The sequence below is a fragment of the Mesorhizobium sp. B2-3-5 genome (genome assembly GCF_006442395.1).
Classification (GTDB): Bacteria; Pseudomonadota; Alphaproteobacteria; order Rhizobiales; family Rhizobiaceae; genus Mesorhizobium.
Genome location: NZ_VFVX01000008.1, coordinates 48,662 through 69,839 on the forward strand (window position 1 = coordinate 48,662; position 21,178 = coordinate 69,839).

17 protein-coding genes and 1 pseudogene are annotated in these 21,178 nt (G+C 64.0%); 10 read left to right on the forward strand and 8 right to left on the reverse strand.

The window, feature by feature from the left end:
* The first annotated feature begins 53 nt into the window (after positions 1–53).
* Positions 54–932, forward strand: a complete 879-nt coding sequence (locus FJ958_RS11950; RefSeq protein ID WP_140610529.1) for a 3-hydroxybutyryl-CoA dehydrogenase — start codon at positions 54–56, stop codon at positions 930–932.
* Positions 933–999: 67 nt separating this feature from the next.
* On the opposite strand, the gene FJ958_RS11955 is transcribed toward FJ958_RS11950, so the two are convergent.
* The 3 genes from FJ958_RS11955 to FJ958_RS11965 all read right to left on the reverse strand — a co-directional run bounded on the left by FJ958_RS11955 (position 1,000) and on the right by FJ958_RS11965 (position 4,335).
* Complete coding sequence (locus tag FJ958_RS11955; RefSeq protein ID WP_246679584.1) at positions 1,000–2,922, reverse strand: PAS domain S-box protein; 1,923 nt, start codon at positions 2,920–2,922, stop codon at positions 1,000–1,002.
* Between the two features lie 221 nt (positions 2,923–3,143).
* Positions 3,144–3,782 carry an NrsF family protein gene (locus FJ958_RS11960; RefSeq protein WP_140742762.1) on the reverse strand — a complete coding sequence of 213 codons (639 nt, stop codon included), beginning with the start codon at positions 3,780–3,782 and terminating at the stop codon, positions 3,144–3,146.
* 1 nt (position 3,783) lies between these two features.
* Positions 3,784–4,335 carry a sigma-70 family RNA polymerase sigma factor gene (locus FJ958_RS11965; protein ID WP_140742764.1) on the reverse strand — a complete coding sequence of 184 codons (552 nt, stop codon included), beginning with the start codon at positions 4,333–4,335 and terminating at the stop codon, positions 3,784–3,786.
* Between the two features lie 345 nt (positions 4,336–4,680).
* Here FJ958_RS11965 and FJ958_RS11970 point away from each other — a divergent pair, with 345 nt between their 5' ends.
* The 3 genes from FJ958_RS11970 (at position 4,681) to FJ958_RS11980 (ending at position 8,521) form a co-directional block, all read left to right on the forward strand.
* Positions 4,681–5,688: an iron ABC transporter substrate-binding protein gene (locus FJ958_RS11970; RefSeq protein ID WP_140742766.1), complete on the forward strand. Its 1,008-nt coding sequence runs from the start codon at positions 4,681–4,683 to the stop codon at positions 5,686–5,688.
* 173 nt (positions 5,689–5,861) lie between these two features.
* The gene (locus tag FJ958_RS11975; RefSeq protein WP_181176382.1) at positions 5,862–7,442 is read left to right on the forward strand and encodes an iron ABC transporter permease; all 1,581 of its coding nucleotides are present in this window, start codon (positions 5,862–5,864) and stop codon (positions 7,440–7,442) included.
* Entirely contained in the window at positions 7,439–8,521 is a 1,083-nt protein-coding gene (locus FJ958_RS11980; protein ID WP_140742770.1) for an ABC transporter ATP-binding protein, read from the forward strand. The genes FJ958_RS11975 and FJ958_RS11980 overlap by 4 nt, the downstream gene beginning before the upstream one ends.
* 135 nt (positions 8,522–8,656) lie before the next feature.
* Here the strand turns inward: FJ958_RS11980 and FJ958_RS11985 are convergent, their stop codons facing one another.
* From FJ958_RS11985 to FJ958_RS12000, 4 genes are all read right to left on the reverse strand, one after another.
* On the reverse strand, positions 8,657–9,757 hold the full coding sequence (locus FJ958_RS11985) for a sn-glycerol-3-phosphate import ATP-binding protein UgpC (protein ID WP_140742772.1): 1,101 nt from the start codon (positions 9,755–9,757) through the stop codon (positions 8,657–8,659).
* 13 nt (positions 9,758–9,770) lie between these two features.
* On the reverse strand, positions 9,771–10,685 hold the full coding sequence (locus tag FJ958_RS11990; RefSeq protein WP_140742774.1) for an ABC transporter permease subunit: 915 nt from the start codon (positions 10,683–10,685) through the stop codon (positions 9,771–9,773).
* 7 nt (positions 10,686–10,692) lie between these two features.
* The gene (locus FJ958_RS11995) at positions 10,693–11,577 is read right to left on the reverse strand and encodes a sugar ABC transporter permease (RefSeq protein ID WP_140742776.1); all 885 of its coding nucleotides are present in this window, start codon (positions 11,575–11,577) and stop codon (positions 10,693–10,695) included.
* A gap of 153 nt (positions 11,578–11,730) precedes the next feature.
* Positions 11,731–13,083 carry an extracellular solute-binding protein gene (locus tag FJ958_RS12000; protein WP_140742778.1) on the reverse strand — a complete coding sequence of 451 codons (1,353 nt, stop codon included), beginning with the start codon at positions 13,081–13,083 and terminating at the stop codon, positions 11,731–11,733.
* A 286-nt stretch (positions 13,084–13,369) separates the two neighbouring features.
* On the opposite strand from FJ958_RS12000, the pseudogene FJ958_RS12005 reads away from it, so the two are divergent.
* Positions 13,370–13,600, forward strand: a pseudogene (locus FJ958_RS12005) (hypothetical protein); the annotation flags it as partial.
* 8 nt (positions 13,601–13,608) lie between these two features.
* Here the strand turns inward: FJ958_RS12005 and FJ958_RS12010 are convergent.
* Positions 13,609–14,286: a TlpA disulfide reductase family protein gene (locus FJ958_RS12010; RefSeq protein ID WP_140742780.1), complete on the reverse strand. Its 678-nt coding sequence runs from the start codon at positions 14,284–14,286 to the stop codon at positions 13,609–13,611.
* A 36-nt stretch (positions 14,287–14,322) separates the two neighbouring features.
* Here FJ958_RS12010 and argH point away from each other — a divergent pair, with 36 nt between their 5' ends.
* From argH to FJ958_RS12035, 5 genes are all read left to right on the forward strand, one after another.
* Positions 14,323–15,723, forward strand: coding sequence for an argininosuccinate lyase (argH, locus tag FJ958_RS12015; protein WP_140742782.1), 1,401 nt, complete (start codon positions 14,323–14,325; stop codon positions 15,721–15,723).
* Positions 15,724–15,814: 91 nt separating this feature from the next.
* Positions 15,815–16,021 (forward strand): lipoprotein, encoded by a 207-nt coding sequence (locus FJ958_RS12020; RefSeq protein WP_140742784.1) that lies wholly within the window; start codon positions 15,815–15,817, stop codon positions 16,019–16,021.
* A 69-nt stretch (positions 16,022–16,090) separates the two neighbouring features.
* Positions 16,091–17,356 (forward strand): diaminopimelate decarboxylase, encoded by a 1,266-nt coding sequence (lysA, locus tag FJ958_RS12025; protein ID WP_140742786.1) that lies wholly within the window; start codon positions 16,091–16,093, stop codon positions 17,354–17,356.
* 53 nt (positions 17,357–17,409) lie between these two features.
* Positions 17,410–18,348: a threonine/serine dehydratase gene (locus tag FJ958_RS12030; RefSeq protein WP_140742788.1), complete on the forward strand. Its 939-nt coding sequence runs from the start codon at positions 17,410–17,412 to the stop codon at positions 18,346–18,348.
* Between the two features lie 210 nt (positions 18,349–18,558).
* Positions 18,559–21,153, forward strand: a complete 2,595-nt coding sequence (locus tag FJ958_RS12035; RefSeq protein ID WP_140742790.1) for a TIGR02302 family protein — start codon at positions 18,559–18,561, stop codon at positions 21,151–21,153.
* Positions 21,154–21,178: the final 25 nt, after the last annotated feature.

A 21,178-nucleotide genomic window follows, 5' to 3' on the forward strand; every position in this document is an offset into this window, starting at 1 on the left:
AAGATGGAGCGTTTTCGCGATTCAAGCGGAAAGCTCCGGACGGGATCGGGGTAATGAGCAAGATCGAGACGATCGGCATCATTGGCGCGGGCCAGATGGGCGGCGGCATCGCCCACGTCTCCGCGCTTTCAGGCTACAAGGTGCTGATCTACGATATATCGCCTGACCGTATCGAGAAGGGCATCGCCACCATCAGCGGCAACATGGCCCGCCAGGTGGGGTCCGGCAAGCTTGACGAGAAGCTGCGCAACCAGGCGATGGCGCGCATTGCGTCGGCACCGGCCATGGCCGATCTTGCCGGCGCCGATCTGGTGATCGAGGCGGCGACCGAGGACGAGACGGTCAAGCGCAAGATCTACGCCCAGCTCTGTCCGCAGCTCAACCCAGAGGCCATCCTGGCGACCAACACCTCGTCGATCTCGATCACGCGGCTTGCCGCGCAGACCGACCGGCCGGAGCGCTTCATCGGCATACATTTCATGAACCCAGTGCCGGTGATGAAATTGGTCGAGCTGGTGCGCGGCATCGCCACCGAGGACCAGACCTTCGAGGCCGCCAAGACCTATGTGAAGCAGCTCGACAAGACGATCACCGTCTCAGAGGATTTCCCGGCCTTCATCGTCAACCGCATCCTTCTGCCGATGATCAACGAGGCGATCTACACGCTCTATGAAGGCGTCGGCACGGTCGATGCCATCGACACCGCCATGCGGCTCGGCGCCAACCACCCGATGGGGCCACTGCAGCTCGCCGATTTCATCGGCCTCGACACCTGCCTGTCGATCATGCAGGTGCTCCATGACGGCCTGTCGGATTCGAAGTACCGCCCTTGCCCGCTGCTGGTCAAATATGTCGAGGCCGGCTGGCTCGGCCGCAAGACCGGGCGCGGCTTCTACGACTATCGCGGCGAGCACCCCGTTCCGACGCGCTAGTCAAAGTCGAGAAATGGAAGGTTCGGCGTTTCGGTGAAACGATGAACCGCTCCGACGCGTCCGCGGCCTACGATGCCACGGCGAGTGGCTTGGGCGGTTCCGACCTGTCGTTCACGAAGCTGCCATCCGGCGCCACGGAAAGGCATCCGCGGCCGGCCGCCTTGGCCGCATAGCAAGCGGCGTCGGCCCTTGCAATGATCTCATCGACTTCGCCACTATTGGCGCGGATCGCCGCCAGCCCGATACTGGCGCCGATCGCATGCGGCCGGCCATCCCAGCTGAAGTTCAGGCCGGTTATCGCATCGATTATGGAACGCGCCGCGATCCTGGCACCCGCGATCGAGCCTGATTTCAGGATGACGGCGAATTCGTCGCCGCCCAGGCGTGCGACGATGTCTTCAGGGCCAAGCACGCCGCGCACTGCCTCGGCGACCCGCTTCAGCAGGGCGTCTCCAGCGGCGTGGCCGCCGGTGTCGTTGACCAGCTTGAAATGGTCGAGGTCGATGAACATGAACTGGTGGCCGCCCCCAGCCATCGTGCCGTCCTCCTTGCGCGTCTGCTCGACCAGTCCTTCCATGGTGCGGATGAAGCTCGATCGATTGGCAAGGCCGGTCAGCGCGTCATGCGCGGCGGCATGGGCAAGCTGCCTCTGCAACGCACGCGCATCGGTGAAGTCCTGGAAGACGATGACAAGGCCGCAGAATTCATTGCGCTCGTTCATGATCGGCGACACGACCTGACGGATGCTGCAGCGTGTGTGGTCGCGGCGGATCAGCACGGCCCGGCTGTTCTGGTCGGAGGACGCCTCCGCGCCGATTGCGGGCCGCGTCGCGCCGATCCCGTGGCCCGTCTCCTCGTCAACCGCCCAATAGACATGACCGAGCGTCTTGCCGAGAGCGGCCTCGCCGGAAACACCGGTCAGCTTCTCGGCAACCGGATTCATGAAGGTCACACGGTTCGCCGCATCGGTGCAGATGACGGCATCGCCGATCGACTGCAGCGTCACCCTCAGCCGCTCCTTCTCGTCGGCCAGCATTGCCGCCGACATCGTCAGGCGCTCTTCGGCCTCCTTGCGCCGGGTGATGTCGGTCAGGCTGCCAATCGCCCGGATCGGCCGTCCGTCCTCGTCGCGCTCGATGGCTTTGCCGAGGTCGAGGATCCATATCCAGTGACCGTCCTTGTGGCGCATCCTGAACTCGGCTTCGAAGAACGGCGTCTGGCCATCAAGATGCGCGCGGTCCGCTTCGGCGACGGTCTGGCGGTCGTCGGGATGGATCATCGTCACCCAGCGGTCCGGATCGCCGTCGAGTTCGCCTTCCTCGAAACCGAGCATCTTGACCCAGGTCGAGGAATAGGTCGTGCCGCCCTTGCGCCTGTCGAAGTCCCAGACACCTTGACCCGCGCCGGCGAGTGCGAAATTCCAGCGCGTTTCGGCTTCGGCAATGCGCGCCTCGGCCTGCTTGCGCGCGTCGATGTCCTCGATCTGCGAGACGAGATGGAGCGGATGCCCGCTTTTCTCATCGCGGATGACGGAGCCGGCAAGGCGCGCCCAGACGGGTGTGCCGTCCTTACGCAGATAACGCTTTTCGAAGTGGAAGGCGTTGACGTTGCCCGCCCTCATGGAGTCCATCGTTTCCCGCCCGATATGCAGATCGTCGGGATGCGTGATCTGGAAAAAGGTCAGCGCCTCGATCTCCTGGCGGCTGTAGCCAAGCATGGCGGCAAAGGCTGGATTGGTCTGAAGGATGCGCCCGTCAAGCGCCACGATGGCGATGCCGATCGCCGAGTCCTCCATGGCCCGGCGGAAGCGCTGTTCGCTCTCCGCGATCTGGCGCCGGTCGTCGGAGATGCGAACGATAAACAAGTAAGCGAAGAACAGCGCGCATACCGTCAACGCGACCGATATTTGAAGACAAAGTCTCAGTGCTTCCGCGCCAGGGTTCAGCCTCGACACCACGAACGGGGCCCCCACCACGGCAAGAGCAGCCACAAGCAACGCCAGCGCTGCATGTTTGTGGAGCCTCGGCCCGATCAATCCCCGCAATATCACGACCCGTGCCACCCCCGTGGGCAATCGCTTTTTTCCGTCAAAACCCTGAAGGATCGATTTTAAGGAAAGGTTGCATCGGGGTACTGGCGATGGGCAACCGGCAAACAATTGCCGGCATGATTAAGGATCAGTGTGCACGGCTTGCGCTTGCTTGGACTGCGCTACCAACGCACGAAAAAACGCCCGCCAAGCGCACCAAGCAAAGCAAGAGCCGCGATCGCGATCGTGTACCAGGTGGCGACAAAGAGCGGCGAGTCGTCGAAACAGTGTGCGGCATAGAAGGTCGCCGCCAGCCCACCGGCAAGCAACCCCGCCACCGCGCCGGCAAGCACCGGCCGTGTCGGCGCGCCATAGCGCAGCATCCACAGGAAGATGGCCAGCGGGCCAATGCCGATCAGCGGGATGAAGCTCATGCAGATCATCATGTTGGAGCCGATCATCCTGGTACTCCAATCGGCCTCGGGCACCGCGAACAGTTCCAGAACCACCGCCACCGCGACCAGCAACGGCGCGGCTATCATCCCCGCCATTGCCCGGCCTGTCGCCGCACCCGGCGTCGAAAGGGCGCGGATAGAGGCGAAGGCGCTGATGGCGAGCACGATGGTGAAAACGAACTTGGACAGGAAGCGTATCGTGTGCGCGGCCGCCATGAAATCGGGGCGCGGACCGATCGTCGACAGGAAAACGATCGCGGCGATCACTGCGGCCACGCCGGCAGCCAGCCACCAGGCCGGGCGCAATGGCATCGCCGTGCTGCGGGCATCGGCGTCGAGCGCCTTGATGAGATCGTCCGTCCTCATGTCATTCCCGCCCGAATCGCCCCTGGCCGAATCGCTTGGCTATCGCGGCCAGCCCACGATGCAGCGATACGCGCACCGCCGTCTCGCTGATGCCGAACTTGGCCGCCGTCTCGCCGATAGAGCGGCCATCCACCGATATGGACGACACCACGGACCGCTGAGCTGGCGGCAGCCCGTCCAGCGCCCGATTGATATCGCGCTCGCTGACGGTCTCGGTCTCCGGTTCGGCGAATGTCTCGGCGATGTCGTCGACATCGATCTCGATGCGCCGACCGCGGCGCCGGAATGCATCGATCAGCTTGAAGCGGGCGATCGCATAGACCCAGGGCAACACCGGCGCGTCCTGGCGCCAGGTGTGCCGTTTAACATGAATGGCCAGCAAGGTTTCCTGCACGACATCCTCGGGATCGACCCCGCCCTGCACGATCTTGCGCCTGACAAAGCCGCGCACCAGCGCGGCAATTCGGTGGAGAAAGTCGGCATAGGCCTTTTCATCTCCCGCGATGGCGGCTCGCAACAGCCGGGAAAGCTCGGCCTCGTCCTTGCCGCTCACAAGAGTTCACTCCCCGGTTTTCGCGCCTCGGCGCTGATTTGTTACGTGGCCGGCGAAATAATGTCCAAGCCAAACTACGGGCAAGTCACGAAAGTGTGCGGGATAGCCCACCGGAATGCCATGCCGAATTGTCGGACTCTCCGATCGCCACGGCCCGTTGACGCAAGGTAGACCCTAAGCGGTATTCCAGAGCGCGGCCACCGGTCCCCCGTATCGGGTGATACCCGTCAGTGACGTCTTGACACGCGAAACCGTGATCCGCCGGACGTCTTTCAATCTTGACTAGTGCATTCATGATTTGATACTCGGGCGCATCCGCAATGCGGGAAACCCGAGGAGCACCTTATGAAATTCCCCCTTCTTGCCCTTGCCTGCGCCACGGCACTTGCAATCGGCCTGATCGCCGGACCGGCGATGGCCGAAGATGCTGGCATTATCGTGTACAACGCCCAGCATGAAAGCCTCGCCAAGGAATGGGCGGAAGGGTTCACCAGGGAAACCGGCATCAAGGTCACCTTGCGCAATGGCGGCGACAGCGACTTCTCCAACCAGATCGTCGCCGAGGGTGCTGCTTCGCCCGCCGACGTCTTCCTGACGGAGAATTCGCCGGCCATGGCGCTGGTCGAGAATGCAGGCCTGTTCGCCCCGGTCGATGCCGACACGCTGGCCCAGATTCCGCAGGACTTCCATCCGGCAAGCGGCAAGTGGGTCGGCGTTGCGGCGCGCAGCACCGTTTTTGCATACAACAAGACCAAGCTGACCGCCGACCAGCTGCCGAAGTCGATGCTTGATCTCGCCGATCCGAGTTGGAAGGGCCGTTGGGCCGCCTCGCCGTCGGGCGCCGATTTCCAGGCCGTCGTCAGCGCACTTCTGCAGCTCAAGGGTGAGGCCGCTACCGCCGATTGGCTGAAGGCGATGAAGACGAACTTCACGGCCTACAAGGGCAACAGCACGGTAATGAAGGCGGTCAACGCCGGCGAGATCGAAGGCGGCGTGATCTATCACTATTACTACTTTGGCGATCAGGCCAAGACCGGTGAAAACAGCAAGAATGTCCAGCTGCACTATTTCAAGAACCAGGATCCGGGTGCGTTCGTGTCGATTTCCGGTGGTGGCGTGCTCGCCTCGAGCAAGCATCCGAAGGAAGCACAGGCCTTCCTGAAGTGGGTCACCGGCAAGGGCGGCCAGGGCGTTCTCAAGAACGGTGACTCCTTCGAATACGCGGTCGGCAAAGGTGCCGAATCCAATCCGAAGCTGGTGCCGCTGGCCGATCTGCAGGCGCCCAAGGTGGATCCGACAACCTTGAACTCGAAGAAGGTCACCGACCTGATGACGGCAGCCGGCTTGCTTTAGTTATCGTTCGTCCTAAAAGGACACCAACCGTGCTCCCGCCGGAATTCGTTTTCGGCGGGAGTGCTTTTGTTTTTCGAGATGGCATTCGTCGATGACGACACGCTGTATTCCCGACCGCGATTGCGGTCCTTCGATTGCTGCCACTGGGCGGCAACGGCGCGGTGCCTGACCTGATGCAGTCCGCGATCGATCTCGCACACTCGGGCCTGCCTGCGCGTACGGGCCGAAAGGCTCGGCGGCGGACGGCGCCGTGGCTCGTCACCGCCGCCATCTTCGTCTCCCTTCTGTCGCTGCTGCCGCTTGCCTTCATCATATGGGTCGCGGTGCAGACCGGTTGGGACACCGTATTGGCATTGGTTTTCCGGCCCCGCGTCGGCGAACTGCTGGTCAACACCGGCCTGCTGGTGCTGCTGGCCGTGCCGATCGCCATCATCCTGTCGGTGACGCTGGCCTGGCTGACCGAACGCAGCGACCTGCCCGGTGCCCGTTTCTGGTCCTGGCTGTGCGTGGCGCCCCTCGCCATTCCCGCTTTCGTCCACTCCTATGCCTGGGTCACCATGGTGCCCGGGCTGCACGGCCTGTGGGCCGGCGTGCTGGTGTCCGTGATCGCCTATTTCCCCTTCCTTTATCTGCCGGTCTCGGCGGCGCTGCGCCGCCTCGATCCCGCCCTGGAGGACACGGCTGCGGCACTTGGCCTTGGACCCTGGCGGGTGTTCTGGCGTGTCGTGTTGCCGCAGCTCAGGCTCGCCATCTGCGGCGGCTCGCTGCTGGTCGGATTGCACCTGCTGGCCGAATACGGCCTCTACGTCTTCATCCGCTTCGATACCTTCACCACGGCGATCGTCGACCAGTTCCAGTCGACCTTCAACGGACCGGCCGCCAACATGCTGGCCGGCGTGCTGGTATGTTGCTGCTTTGTGCTTCTGGGCCTCGAAGTGCTGGTGCGCGGCGAGGAGCGTTATGCCCGTGTCGGCTCCGGCGCGGCGCGCTATCAGCAACGCAAGGGCCTCGGCCGCGCCACCATTCCGAGCCTCGCCTTGCTTATGGTCATCACGCTGCTGGCGCTTGGCGTACCGTTCATCACCATCGGCCGCTGGCTCGTCGCCGGCGGCGCCGATGTCTGGCGTCTCGATGAAATTGGCCTGGCGCTCGGCCAGACGCTGTTCCTGTCGCTTGCCGGCGCGTTGCTTGCAACGGTCGCCGCCATGCCGATGGCCTGGATCTCGATCCGCGCGCCGGGACCGTTGCAGCGCCTGCTGGAGGGTTGCAACTACATCGTCGGCTCGCTACCGGGTATCGTCATCGCGCTGGCGCTGGTCACCATCGTCGTGCGCGTCGCCCTGCCGCTCTACCAGACCCTGTTCACCATCCTGGTCGCCTATGCACTCATGTTCCTGCCGCGTGCCCTGGTCAGCCTGCGCGCATCGATCGCCCAGGCACCGGTCGAGCTCGAACGCGCCGCGTCCAGCCTTGGCCGGCGTCCGCTCAACGCGCTCTGGTCGACGACGATCCGCCTGTCGGCGCCCGGCGCCGCGGCCGGCATGGCGCTGGTGGCGCTCGGCATCATGAACGAACTGACCGCGACCCAGATGCTGGCGCCGAACGGCACCCGCACGCTGGCAATGGCGTTCTGGTCCTACAGCGGCGAGATCGATTACGCCTCGGCGGCGCCTTACGCCCTCATCATGGTGGCGATGTCGTTGCCCCTGACCTGGCTGCTCTATGTCCAGTCGAAACGGATGGCCGGACGATGAGCTTTCTCGAAATCAGCGGTCTGAAAAAGCACTACGGCCCGGTCGCGGCCCTTGACGGCGTCGACCTCAATGTCGCCAGCGGCAGCCGCACGGCGATTGTCGGCCCGTCCGGCTGCGGCAAGACCACCTTGCTGCGGCTTATCGCCGGCTTCGAGGCGCCGGACCAGGGCCGCATCGTGCTCGACGGCGAGGTGCTGGCCAATGGTGGTGCGGCTGTCCCGGCGCATCGCCGCGGCATCGGCGTGGTGGCGCAGGACGGCGCCCTCTTCCCGCATCTGACCATTTCGGACAATATCGGTTTCGGCATGGACCGCGGCGCGGACAAACGCGCCCAGCGCATCGTCGAACTCGCCTATATCGTCGGGCTGGACAAGGCGATCCTCAAGCGCCGCCCGCACGAACTCTCCGGCGGCCAACAGCAGCGCGTGGCGCTCGCCCGCGCCATGGCGATGAAGCCGCGGCTGATGCTTCTCGACGAGCCGTTCTCGGCGCTCGACACCGGTCTGCGCGCTTCGATGCGCAAGGCGGTGGCCGAGCTTCTGGAAGCGGCCGGCATCACCACCATCCTGGTCACGCACGACCAGGCCGAGGCGCTGTCCTTCGCTGCCCAGGTGGCGGTGATGCGCGAAGGCAAGTTTTCGCAGGTAGGCACGCCGCGTGAGCTCTATTTCAAGCCAAAGGACAGGATGATCGCCGAATTCCTCGGCGACGCCATCATCCTGCCGGCAAGCGTCTCGGGCGGCTTCGCCACCTCACCGCTGGGCCGCATCGCCGTCGACACGTCAGACAACAGGGATGTCGCCCGCATCATGCTGCGGCCGGAGCAGATCGGATTGAAGAGGACATCGCGCGAGGGCATGTCGGGCACACCGGAGATGCTGTTTGGCGAAGTGGTGGAATGCGAATTCGCCGGCTCGATGTGCACCATCGCGGTGCGCCTGATGAACAATCCCGACCCGCCGGACGCCGCCGCCATCGGCAACACGCCGTTGATCCTGCGCAAGCCGGGCATGGACGCACCTGCGGTCGGAGAGATCGTGCGGCTCACCGTGTCGGGAAAGGCGCATGTGTTTACCTGAACGGCTGAAAGCTTGATGACGCCGCGCCGGGCGTGCAGTGGCAAGAGTCGTTGAAGCGTTTACCGGGCTCGGCCCGAGCAGATCGGCCACCGCCGGAGAGCCGGATCCGTCACGGCGGTGATGACGTTTCGCAAATCAGAGTGCCGGCTCGGGAATGGACGCCTTGAAGACATCGAGGCGGCTTCCCGTCTCCGGCGAGAAGAAATGCATGTCGTCGGGCGAAAGCTTCAGGCCGACCGTGCTGCCCGGCTCCGGGTGCACGGCTTCCGATGTCATCACCGAAAACGGCGCGCCGTCGAGATCGACATAGATGACCTTCCCGGCGCCCAGTTCCTCGACGAGGTCGACGGTGGCGTTGAGCGCGCCGGCGGTGCCCGGCGCCACCAGCCGTACGGCTTCGGGCCGGACACCCATCGCGACCTTCGAGCCGACCGGCAAGCCGGCGCGGGCGATCGTCAGGTGGCGGCTGCCGCCGAGCAGCGACAACCCGTCGAGTTCGACGGTGCCTTCCAGGATATTCATCGCCGGCGCGCCGACGAAGGTGGCGACGAAGCGGCTGGCGGGCCGGGTATAGATTTCACCGGGCGTGCCGACCTGCTCGACGCGTCCGGCATTCATCACCACCAGCCGGTCGGCAAGCGTCATCGCCTCGACCTGGTCGTGGGTTACGAAAACGGAAGTGGCGTTGAGCCGGCGGTGCAGCTTGCGGATTTCAGAGCGCATCTGGACCCGTAACTTGGCGTCTAGATTGGACAGCGGCTCGTCGAACAGGAACACTTTCGGTTCGCGGATCATGGCGCGGCCCATGGCGACGCGCTGCCTTTGGCCGCCGGAAAGCGCCATCGGCTTGCGGTCGAGCAGATGTTCGAGCTCCAGGACCCTCGCCACTGCCTGGATACGCTGGGTGCGTTCGGCCGGCGGAACGCCGGCGACCTTCAGCGAATAGCCGATGTTCTGGGCGACGCTCATATGCGGATAGAGCGCGTAGTTCTGGAACACCATGGCGCAGCCACGCTCGCGCGGCTCGAGCTTGTTGACGACCGTATTGTCGATGGCGATCGTCCCGTCGGAAATCTCTTCCAGGCCAGCGATCATCCGCAGAAGCGTGGATTTGCCACAGCCGGACGGTCCCAGGATGACGACGAATTCGCCCGAGGCGAAGTCGAGGTCGACGCCGTGCACGACCTGCGTCTTGGCGTAGTTCTTCTTGACGCCGCGAATTGCGATGGAGGCCATTTCCTGTCTCCTGTTATTTCTCGGTGGCGATCAGGCCGCGCACGAACCAGCGCTGCATCAGCACCACCACGATCAGCGGCGGCAGCATGACGATCAGCGTGCCCGCCATGGCGATGTGCCATTCCGGCGCGCCGCCGACATTGGGGATGAGCTGCTTCAGCTCGGTAACCGCAGTCGCATGCGACTGGTCGGTGGTGATAAGCAGCGGCCATAGATACTGGTTCCAGGCCCATAGGAACATGATGGTACCCAACGCGGCCATGTTGTTGCGCGACAGCGGCAGCAGGATATCGATGAAGAAGCGCAATGCGCCGGCGCCGTCCATGCGCGCGGCCTCGGTCAGTTCATCGGGTACCGTCAGGAAGAACTGGCGGTAGAGGAACGTGCCGGTGGCCGTGGCGATCAATGGCATGATCAGGCCGGTGTAGGAATTGAGCAGTCCGAGGCTGAATGAGACCTGCACGCCCGACACTTTTTCGATCAACCAGCTCAGGCCCGTCACATCGAGGATGGCCTGGTAGGGCGACAGCACATTGGCGACGACCGCGTAGGTCGGCACGATGCGGACTTCGAGCGGCAGCATCAGTGTGACGAAGATCAGCCAGAAGATGAACGTGCGCCCGGGGTAGCGGAAATAGACGATCGAAAAAGCGGTGAGCGCCGAGATGATCACTTTGCCCGCCGCCACGCCGGCAGCCATGATGAAACTGTTCAACAGCTTGGGACCGAGATCGGCTGTCGTCCAGGCTGTCTTGATGTTGATCCAGAAGTCGCTGCCAGGCAGCAGCGACATCGGCACGTCGTTGACGTCCTTGAGGTTGTGCGACGCGGCGATCGCCACGACCGCGAATGGGGCGACGCAGAAGACGAAGCCGACGAACAGGATCAGATGCGTGAAGAAATTGAGAAACGGAGTGCGCTCGACCATATCTATCTCACCTGTAGTGCACGCGCCGCTCGATGAAGCGGAACTGGAAGATGGTGAGCACGATGATGAGCAGCATCAGTATGATGCTCTGCGCGGCGGCGCCCGAATAATCGAGGCCTTTGAAGCCATCGGAATAGATCTTGTAGACCATCAGGTTGGTCGCGTTTGCGGGACCGCCGGCGGTCATGATGTCAACGATGCCGAAGGAATCCTGGAAGCTTTCGGTGATGTTGATGACCAGCAGGAAGAAGATCGTCGGCGTGATCAGCGGGAACTGGATGTCCCGGAAGCGCCTGACGACGCCGGATCCATCCATCGCCGCCGCCTCGATCAGCGAACGCGGGATGGCCTGGAAGGCGGCGAGGAAGAAGATGAAGTTGTAGCCGACATATTTCCAGGAGAAGGCGACGATGATCGAAGCCATGGCATCGGCGCCGTCAAGACCGGGGTCCCAGAAGCCGGGCCAGACCTGGTTGACGACGGCCATGAAGCCGGCCTCCGGCGCCAGGATGAAGCGGAACGCCATCGCCAGCGCGGGCGCGGCAATACCGTAGGGCCAGATCAGCACCACGCGATAGAGGCGTGAGCCGGCGAGCTGGCGGTCGGTCAAGGCGGCGAGCACCAAGGCAATGAACATCGCAAGGCCGGTGCTGATCCCCGCAAAGACAAGGCTGGCGGTGATCGAGTTCCAATAATCGGCGTTGGCCAGGATCGAGCGGAAATTGTCGAGCCCGACCCAGATATTGCCGCCGCCCCAGGGCTGTTGCAGCGTCAGCGACCAGTACACGGCCTGGCCTGCCGGCCAGTAGAAGAACGTGAAGATCAGAAGGAGCTGCGGCACCGCGAACAGGATGCCGATCGTCGATCTGCTGAAGGTAACGCGTTTTTCCATCGGTCCGCCGATGCCGCTTCACAGCTAGCTTGGAGCAAGGGTGAGATTAATATGCGAAACGGCCGCCCGTCGACCCAAGCATGATCCCGAAAGTGGAAACCGTTTTCGGAAGTGATCACGCTCGGAGCACGGGCGGCCTTTGGCATTCGGCTATCAGGGCAGGGTCTTGCCCGGATAGGTCTGCTGGAAGCGATCGAGGATGGCGTCGCCGTTCTTGACCAGCGTGTCGAGGCCCTCCTGGACGCTGACCTTGTTGGCGAAGATCGCCTGCATCTGCGTGCCGAACTCGGCGCGGATCTGGGTAAAGTTGCCCAAGCGCACGCCGCGGGTGATTTCGGTCGGCTCCGAGGCGGTCAGGCTGGCGATCGCGACTTCACGGCCCTTATAGGGCGCCTTGTCGTAGAAGCCGTCGGCCTTCATGTAGTCGAAGCCCGACTTGGTCACAGGGATGTAGCCGGTGTTGGTCGACCAGAACAAAGCGGTCTTGGGGTCGTGGATGAAGTTGAGGAAGGCGGCCGCGCCCTTGTATTCGGCGTCCGACTTGCCGGAGAGCACCCACAGCGAAGCGCCGCCGACCAGCGAATTCTTGCGCTCGGTGCCGGCATAGACCGGCAGTTCGGCGACATCCCACTTCATGCCTTCCTTCTGGGTCCTGCCGACGGTGCCGTGGTCGCCGACGGAGGTCAGGATCATCTGGCAGGTGCCGGAGGCGAAAGCCTGGACCATGTCCTGGCCGAGGTCCTTCGACTTGATCTTGATCAGGCCGGCATCATACCACTTCTTGAGGTCGGTGACGTACTGGACGAATTTGGTCTTGTTGACCTCCAGGCGGGCATCGAGCCCGTCATAGCCATTGTTCTTGGTGGCGATCGGCTGATTGTGGATCGCGGAGAACTGCTCCATCAACTGCCAGCTTTCGTTGGCCGAGATGTTGATCGCCATCGGGCATTCGTAGCCGGCGTCCTTCATCGCCTTGAGGTCGGCGCCGACATCTTCCCATGTCTTCGGCGCTTCGGTCTTGCCGATCTTGGCGAAAGCGTCCTTGTTCCAGTACATCAGCGCGGTCGAGGAATTGAACGGGAAGGACAGCATTTCGCCCTTCGAGGTGGCATAGTAGCGCGCGATGCCGGGGAAATAGTCGGCATAATCGATTTTGTAGCCGTTTTCTTCCATCAGCTTGTCGGCGGGCTTGTAGGCGCCCGACAGCATCATGGTGGCGGTGCCGACGTCATAGACCTGGACGATGGTCGGCTGCTTGCCGGCACGGAAGGCGGCGATGGTGTTCTGCAGCGTGGCGTCGTAATTGCCCTGGCTGGTGCAGACGACTTCGTAGTCCTTCTGCGACTCGTTGAAGTTCTTGCACATCGTGTCGACGACGCGGGCGAGGTCGCCCGAAAGGCCGAACCAGAAATCGAATTTTACCGGTTCTGCAAAGGCAGGCATCGCCAGCGCGGTACCGAGCGCACCGACGGCAAGGGCAGCGAGGCCCCGCTTGATCATGGTCATGGTTTTTCCCTCTTGAATGACTGGTGACAAGGGTCTTGCGCAAGTCCTTGCCCGCTCTCTTAGAGAAGGTATGTGACAGTTCTGTTGTGGCTCCCGGGCCTTTGCACAGCTGTTCGTTCCTTCCCCTCGGCGGCTTGGCCGGCATGAAAGTGTCACACCGGCGCCTTAGGGAGCCAGGCTGATCGTCGTGGACGTAAAGCCCAAGACGGATCGTAATGATTAGCCGGCTAAATGGATGGTGAAATGCTGCTGGTGCAGCAGCTGACGCACGAATGGCCAGCTCGCGGGACATGGGCTTGGCCTGCCTGTGCTGGCGGAGGGCGTCGAAACGCTTGGCAAATTGAAGTTCATGGACGCGGAGCCCTGCGAGATCGGCCAGGGTTACTATCTCGGCAAACCGGCGCCGATCGAGGCGTTCGACGACCTGACCGGCAACGGCAAGCATACTCCGGTGCGCGCCGCTGACCACCAGGACGGCAACCTTGTATTGCTCAAGCCAAGCGTGCGCTCAGCCTAGCTTCTTGCTCACGATCCCAGAGCCGTCTCGATCAGCCGCTTGGCGTCAGGTCCCGACCATTCGGCCGGACCGTTCATGTGGGCGATCAGGCAGCCTTCGCCGTCGATCAGCATGGTGACCGGAAGGCCGAGCGCCAGGCCGCGCGCCTTGAGGTCGTTGAAAAGCGTCATGGTCGAGTCCCGATAGTAGCCGAGGGTCTGGACGCCGGTATCCTTGAGGAACTTCTTCGGCTTCACGTCGTCGCCGGCATCGACATTGACCGCGACGACCTGAAACGCGTCGCTGCCTTTCTCCTTCTGCAGTGCATCGAGCGCCGGCATTTCGGCCCGGCAAGGCGCGCACCATGTGGCCCAGAGGTTGAGCAGCACCGTCTTTCCAGCATGGTCGGCAATCGTCATCGGCCTGCCGTCTGGGCCTTTGAAGGCCAGGCTCTTCATCGATTGCGGCGGATCCGCGGGCAAAAGGGCCGCGACCTCGCCCGTGGCCGCGGCCGCGATCTTCTTGGCGCGGTCGCTCTTGGCGGCGCAGGCGACGTCGTTGCCATTGCCGGCGGCCACCTGCGCTGGTGCGTTGTTGCCAGACCGGCTCTCGCTGACATATACCGCGACCGCGCCGGCCAGCACTCCCGCCACCAGGGCGGCGAGGATCAGGCGCGGGGCCGGGAAAAATCTGTTTCCGTCTGCCATTTTCTCAAAACTGCTCCGAAGCACGGGTTTATAGCGATGAGCGACAAGAAGACCAGCAACCAGATGTGGGGCGGACGATTTGCCTCGGGTCCGACCGCGATCATGGAAGCGATCAACGCGTCGATCTCGTTCGACCGCAAGCTCTACGCGCAGGACATCAGAGGTTCGATCGCTCACAGCGAGATGCTGGCGCAAACGGGCATTATTTCGGCGGCCGATCAAGAAAAAATCGCTCACGGGCTGAACACGATTCTGAAAGAGATCGAGGCCGGCACCTTCGAGTTCTCGACCAAGCTGGAAGACATCCACATGAATGTCGAGGCTCGCCTCGCCGACCTGATCGGTCCGGCTGCCGGCCGGCTGCACACCGCGCGCTCGCGTAACGACCAGGTGGCGGTGGATCTGAGGCTCTGGGTCAAGGACGAGTGTTTTCGCGTCGCCGAAGCGCTGAAAGGATTGATCAGGGCATTGCTGGAGCGGGCCGAGGAGCATGCGGCGACCGTGATGCCGGGCTTCACCCACATGCAGGCGGCGCAGCCGGTGACGTTCGGCCATCACTGCATGGCCTATGTCGAGATGTTTTCGCGCGATCTGTCGCGCGTGCGCGATGCCATCGAACGGATGGACGAGAGCCCGCTGGGCGCCGCCGCCCTTGCCGGCACCAGCTTTCCGATCGACCGCCACCAGACCGCCAGGGCGCTCGGCTTCCGCGAGCCGATGCGCAATTCGCTGGACAGCGTTTCCGACCGCGATTTCGCGCTGGAGTTTCTCGGCATGGCGGCGATCTGCGCCACGCATCTGTCGCGGCTGGCCGAGGAGATCATCATCTGGTCGACGCCGCAATTCGGCTTCATCAGGTTGTCGGACAGTTTCTCCACCGGCTCCTCGATCATGCCGCAGAAGAAGAACCCCGACGCCGCCGAACTGGTGCGCGGCAAGACCGGACGCGTCAACGGCCATCTGGTCGGCCTGCTGACGGTGATGAAGGGCATGCCCTTGACCTATGGCAAGGACATGCAGGAAGACAAGGAATCGGTGTTCGACGCCGCCGAGACGCTCGACCTGATGCTGGCGGCGACCACCGGCATGATCTCGGACATGACGGTCAACGCCGCGGCGATGAAGAAGGCCGCCGGCTCCGGCCACGCGACCGCCACCGACCTCGCCGACTGGCTGGTGCGCACGCTCGGCCTGCCCTTCCGCGAGGCGCATCATGTCACCGGCCACGCCGTGGCGCTGGCCGAAGAGAAGAAGGTGGGGCTGGAGAGGCTTTCGCTGGAGGACCTGCAGTCGATCAACCCCGGCATCACTTCCGATATCTTCTCGGTGTTGGCGGTGCAGAACTCGGTCAAGAGCCGGACCAGTTTCGGCGGCACGGCGCCGTCGGAAGTGAGGAGGCAGATCCGCGCCTGGAAGAAGCGCATCGCCAAGGCATGATACCGGATATTGCGATCGCAATATCCGGGGTGCAATGCGCTGAGAACTCGGCTAAAAGCGGCGGCTGGCAAACGTTCGGACGGATGGATCGATGACCGGAAGCAGGATTTTGATGACGCTGACGCTTCTGGCGGCTCTTGCCTCCGTGACCGCCTGCGGCCGCAAGGCCGGCCTCGACACGCCCTACGAGGCGGCCGTTCAGGCGCGCAAGGATGCCGAGAGGGCCAAACAGCCCGTGCCGCCGGAGCCGGAAAAACCGGTCCGGGACAAGAAGTTCATTCTCGATCCGCTGATCTAGAGCCGATGGGATCGGGTCAGGTCTTCCAAACCCGATGTCGTCGTGCCCCAACTTTCCGGAACCACTCTCGTGAATCATTTCGACTACCGCGACGGCGTGCTCCATGCCGAGGACGTGGCCATCCCCCATATCGCCGCCCAGGTCGGCACGCCATTCTACTGCTATTCGACGGCCACCTTGACCAGGCACTACCGGGTGTTCGCCCAGGCCTTTGCCGGGCTCGACGCGCTTGTCTGCTACGCCATGAAGGCCAACTCCAACCAGGCCGTGCTGCGGACCCTGGCCAAGCTCGGCGCCGGCGCCGACGTGGTCTCGGAAGGCGAATTGCGCCGGGCGCTGGCCGCGGGCATCGCGGCTGGCAAGATCCTGTTCTCGGGCGTCGGCAAGACCGCGCGCGAAATGGACTTCGCCCTCGAAGCCGGCATTCTTTGCTTCAACGTCGAGTCGGAACCCGAGCTCGAATTGCTGTCGACCCGCGCCACGGCGCTCGGCAAGGTGGCGCCGATCTCGCTGCGCATCAATCCCGATGTCGACGCCAGGACCCACAAGAAGATCTCCACCGGCAAGGCCGAGAACAAGTTCGGCATTCCATGGCAGCGGGTGCGCCAGGTCTATGCCCGCGCCGCAACGCTTCCGGGCATCAAGGTCACCGGCATCGACACCCACATCGGCAGCCAGATCACCGAATTGCAGCCCTTCGACGACGCCTTCGCTCTGCTGGTCGACCTGGTCGGCGCTTTGCGCGCCGATGGCCATGCCATCGAGCATGTCGACCTCGGTGGCGGCCTCGGCATTCCCTATCGCGTCGACAACAGCCCGCCGCCTTTGCCCGACGCCTATGCCGAGATCGTCAGGAAGCATGTCACCAAGCTGGGCTTGAAGGTGATGTTCGAACCGGGCCGGCTGATCGTTGGCAATGCCGGCATCCTCGTCTCGGAAGTGATCTTCGTGAAGGAAGGCGACGCGAAGAACTTCCTCGTCGTCGACGCCGCCATGAACGACCTGATCCGGCCGACGCTCTACGATGCCTTCCACGACATCAGGCCAGTCGTGCAGCCGCCGGCCAACACGCCCCGCATGATGGTCGACGTGGTCGGTCAGGTCTGCGAGACCGGTGACTATCTCGGCCTCGACCGCGACCTGCCCAGGCTGAAGGCCGGCGATCTCGTTGCCGTGTCCACCGCCGGCGCTTACGGCGCCGTGCAGGCCGGCACCTACAACACCCGCCTGCTGGTGCCGGAGGTACTGGTCGACGGCGACCGTTTCCACGTCGTGCGCCCGCGCCTGACCTATGACGACCTGATCGGGTTGGATTCGGTGCCCGACTGGCTCTGAAATAGCCCGAAGACCTGCCCCATCCAAGACCTGCCCGATAGGGGAGAGAACCCATGTCAGACAACACCGTCACACGCGAACGCATTGCCGCGATGGAACCGCGCATCCGTCCGTACGTGCGCCACACGCCGGTGCTGCGCGTCGACATGGCCGATTTCGATCGCCCGCCCCTGGCGATCGACCTCAAACTGGAATGCCTGCAGCATTCCGGTTCGTTCAAGGCGCGCGGCGCCTTCACCAATCTTCTGGAGCGGCCGGTTCCCGAGGCCGGCGTCGTTGCCGCTTCGGGCGGCAACCATGGCGCCGCCGTCGCCTACGCCGCCATGCGGCTCGGCCACAAGGCTACCATCTTCGTTCCCGAAGTGAGCCCACAGGCGAAGCTGGAGCGCATTCGCGGCTATGGCGCCGACCTGGTCGTCGGCGGCGCACGCTATGCCGAGGCACTAACCGCCAGCGAACGCTTCGCCGAGCAAACCGGCGCCTTGCAGATCCATGCCTTCAACCAGGAGGAAACGCTGATCGGCCAGGGCACGCTCGGGCTCGAGATCGAGGAGGACCTGCCTGAGATCGACACGCTGCTGGTCGCCGTCGGCGGGGGCGGCCTGATCGGCGGCATCGCCGCCTGGTATGCCGGCCGCATCCGCATCGTCGCCATCGAGCCCGAGGGCGCGCCGACGCTTCATCGCGCCTTCGAGGCCGGGCATCCTGTCGACGCCCCGGCGGAAGGCATCGCCGCCGATTCCCTGGCGCCCAGGCGCGTCGGCGAAATGATGTTCCCGATCGCCGAAGCCTTCGTCGAGCGCTCCATCCTGGTCAGCGACGACGACATCATTGCCGCGCAGAAGGCGCTGTGGAACCGGGTGCGCATCATCTCCGAGCCGGGAGGTGCCGCGGCCTTCGCCGCGATCCTGTCCGGGCGCTACACGCCGGCATCGGGCGAACGGGTCGCCGTGCTCGTCTGCGGCGCCAACGCAAACCCCGCCAATTTCTGAGCGCAGCCATTTCGGCCGGGTTCACTTTTTTCAAACCGCCTCGTCTTTGCCGTGTTTGCTGGTATTCTTCGACTCGTGAGGCTTGGGTTATCCTGCCCGGCCCACAGCATGATCCCGAAAAGTGGACTCCGGGTTTCGACAACAGATCATGCTCAACGAGATGGGGCTCCATCCCGGTTCGTTGCGGGAGGGACGCTCTTGGAAGGGCCGATGACGGAACGACCCACCTTCAGCAGCAATCGCGGACTGGCCGGACGCCTGGCCTTGAGCCGGCTGGCGACGCGGGTCTCGATGGTGGTCGAGCGCGGTTGGCCGCTGCTGCTTCCGCTGGTCATCGTCGCCTGCCTGTTCCTCAGTGCTTCCTGGTTCGGCATTTTCTCCCGGCTGCCGGATGCAGTACGCATCGGCCTTGTCGCCGCATTCGGCTTGGCAGGGCTTGCGGCACTCTATCCACTGCGCTTCTTCCGCGTGCCCGGTGCCGCCGAGGTGGACCGCCGCATCGAGGCCGCCAACAACCTGCTGCACAGCCCCGTCCTGACGCAGGCCGACCGGCCAAGCGGCCGGGAAAGCAGCTTCTCGCAAGCGCTCTGGCGCGAGCATCAGAAGCGCATGGCCGCAAAGCTCGACAGCCTCGGCGCCGACGTGCCGCGCACGCGGGTGCCGGAGCGCGACCCCTGGGCGCTGCGCGCTGTAGCCGCACTTTTGCTCGTCACCGCCTTTGCCTTCTCGTTCGGGCCGACGGGTGGCCGAATAGGCGACGGGTTCAGCGCCCGTGGCATGCACGACGCCCTACCGCCGCGCATCGACGCCTGGGTGACGCCGCCGGCCTATACAGGCAAGCCGCCGATCTTCCTGACCGCCGATGCCAACCAGGCGACGCCGACGTTTCATGTCCCCGAGGGCAGCGACGTCTCCTTGCGCGTCACCGGTGGCTCGGGCGAGGAAACGCTTGCCTATGCCGACAAGGATGGCAGCGCGCGCAGCATCGATCCGGCCAGCCCTCAGGCCGCCTCGGCCAAGCCGGCCGCAAGCCCGGCGGTGCCGTCAAAGGTGCGCCAGTTCACCGGCAAGCTGACGAGCGACGGCACGTTGACCCTGAAATCGGGCGGGGACGAACTCGGCCGCTGGGCCTTCGCCGTGATCCCTGACAAGCCGCCGCAGATCCGCTTCGTCGGCGAGCCCAAGCGCGCCGCCAATGGCGCTTTCGAACTCAACTACCAGATCGACGACGACTATGGCGCCGCCACCGCCAAGGCGGTCTTCGCGCTGGCCGATCCGCAAGCGCCGGGTGCGCATCCGCTCTATGGCCCACCCGATATGCCGCTGACGCTGCCGCGCCGCGGCGGCAAGTCGAATGCCGCCAGGACCACGAAGGACCTGACCGAGCATGTCTGGGCCGGCAGCAGCATCAGGCTGACGCTGGTCGCCACGGACGACGCCGGACACACCGCGTCCAGCGAGACCAAGACGCTGGTGATGCCCGAGCGGCCGTTCGCCAATCCGCTGGCGCGGGCGGTGATCGAACAGCGCCGCCTGCTGGCGCTCGACGCCAATGCCAAGCCGCACGTGCTCGACCTGATCGACGCCATCACGCTGCGGCCGGAAGACACATTCGACACCATGTCCCACTACCTCGCCATCATGAGCGCGCGTAGCCGGCTGAAGCTGGCGGAAAACGACGATCAGCTGCGCGGCGAGGTCGCCTATCTCTGGGAAATCGCGCTCGGTATCGAGGAGGGCAATCTCTCGGCCGCCGAAAAGCGGCTGCGCCAAGCGCAGCAGGCGCTGCAGGACGCCATCAAGAACGGCGCCAGCGACCAGGAAATCGAGAAGGCGATGAAGGAACTGCGTGAGGCGATGAACCAGTTCCTGCAGGAATTCGCCGAACGCGCCAAGCAGAACCCGAATGCGCCGCAAATGCAGCAGAACGGCCAGGAACTGCGCCAGAGCGACATCGATCGCATGATGGACCAGATCGAGAACCTGGCGAAGTCGGGCGACCGCGACAAGGCGCAGCAATTGCTGTCGCAGTTGCAGGACATGATGAACAATCTCCAGGCCGGCCGTCAGCAGCAGGGCGGCGAGCAGGACAGCCAGATGCGCCAGCAGATGGACAAGCTCGGCGAGATCCTGCGGCGCCAGCAGGAGATGATGAACGACACTTTCCGCATGGACCAGATGCAGCGCGGCGAGCGCCAGCGCGGGCAGAGCCCCGACGAGCAGCTTGGACAAGGCAGTGGCGAGAATCAGGACAGGCAGGGTCTCGGCCAAGACCAGGATCCGCGCTCCAGGCAAAAGCCGATGACGCCGCAGGAATTCGCCGATGCGCTGAAGCAGTTGCAGGAAGGCCAGGGGCAGCTGAAAAGCGATCTCGAGCAGCTGAAGAAGGGCCTCGAAGGCATGGGCATGGAGCCCAACGAAGGATTTGGCGAGGCCGGTAAATCCATGGGCAGCGCCGAGCAGGCGCTCGGCGAAGGCCAGGGCGACGAGGCGGTCGGTCACCAGGGCCGGGCGCTTGAGGCGCTGCGCAAGGGCGCCAAGGACATGATGAAGCAGATGCAGGCCATGCAGGGCGACCAGGGCGGCAGCCAGGAAGGCGGCCGCCAGCAGAATGCCGACCGCGATCCGCTCGGCCGGCCACGCGCCAGCCAAGGCCCCGATTTCGGCGATTCGGTGAAAGTGCCCGACGAGATCGACGTCCAGCGTGCCCGTCAGATACTGGAAGCGATCCGCAAGCGGCTCGGCAATGCGCTGAGCCCCGATATCGAGCGCAGCTATCTCGAACGGCTGCTGGAGCTGAAGTAGAGCGATACCAGAAAAAGTGTGAGAC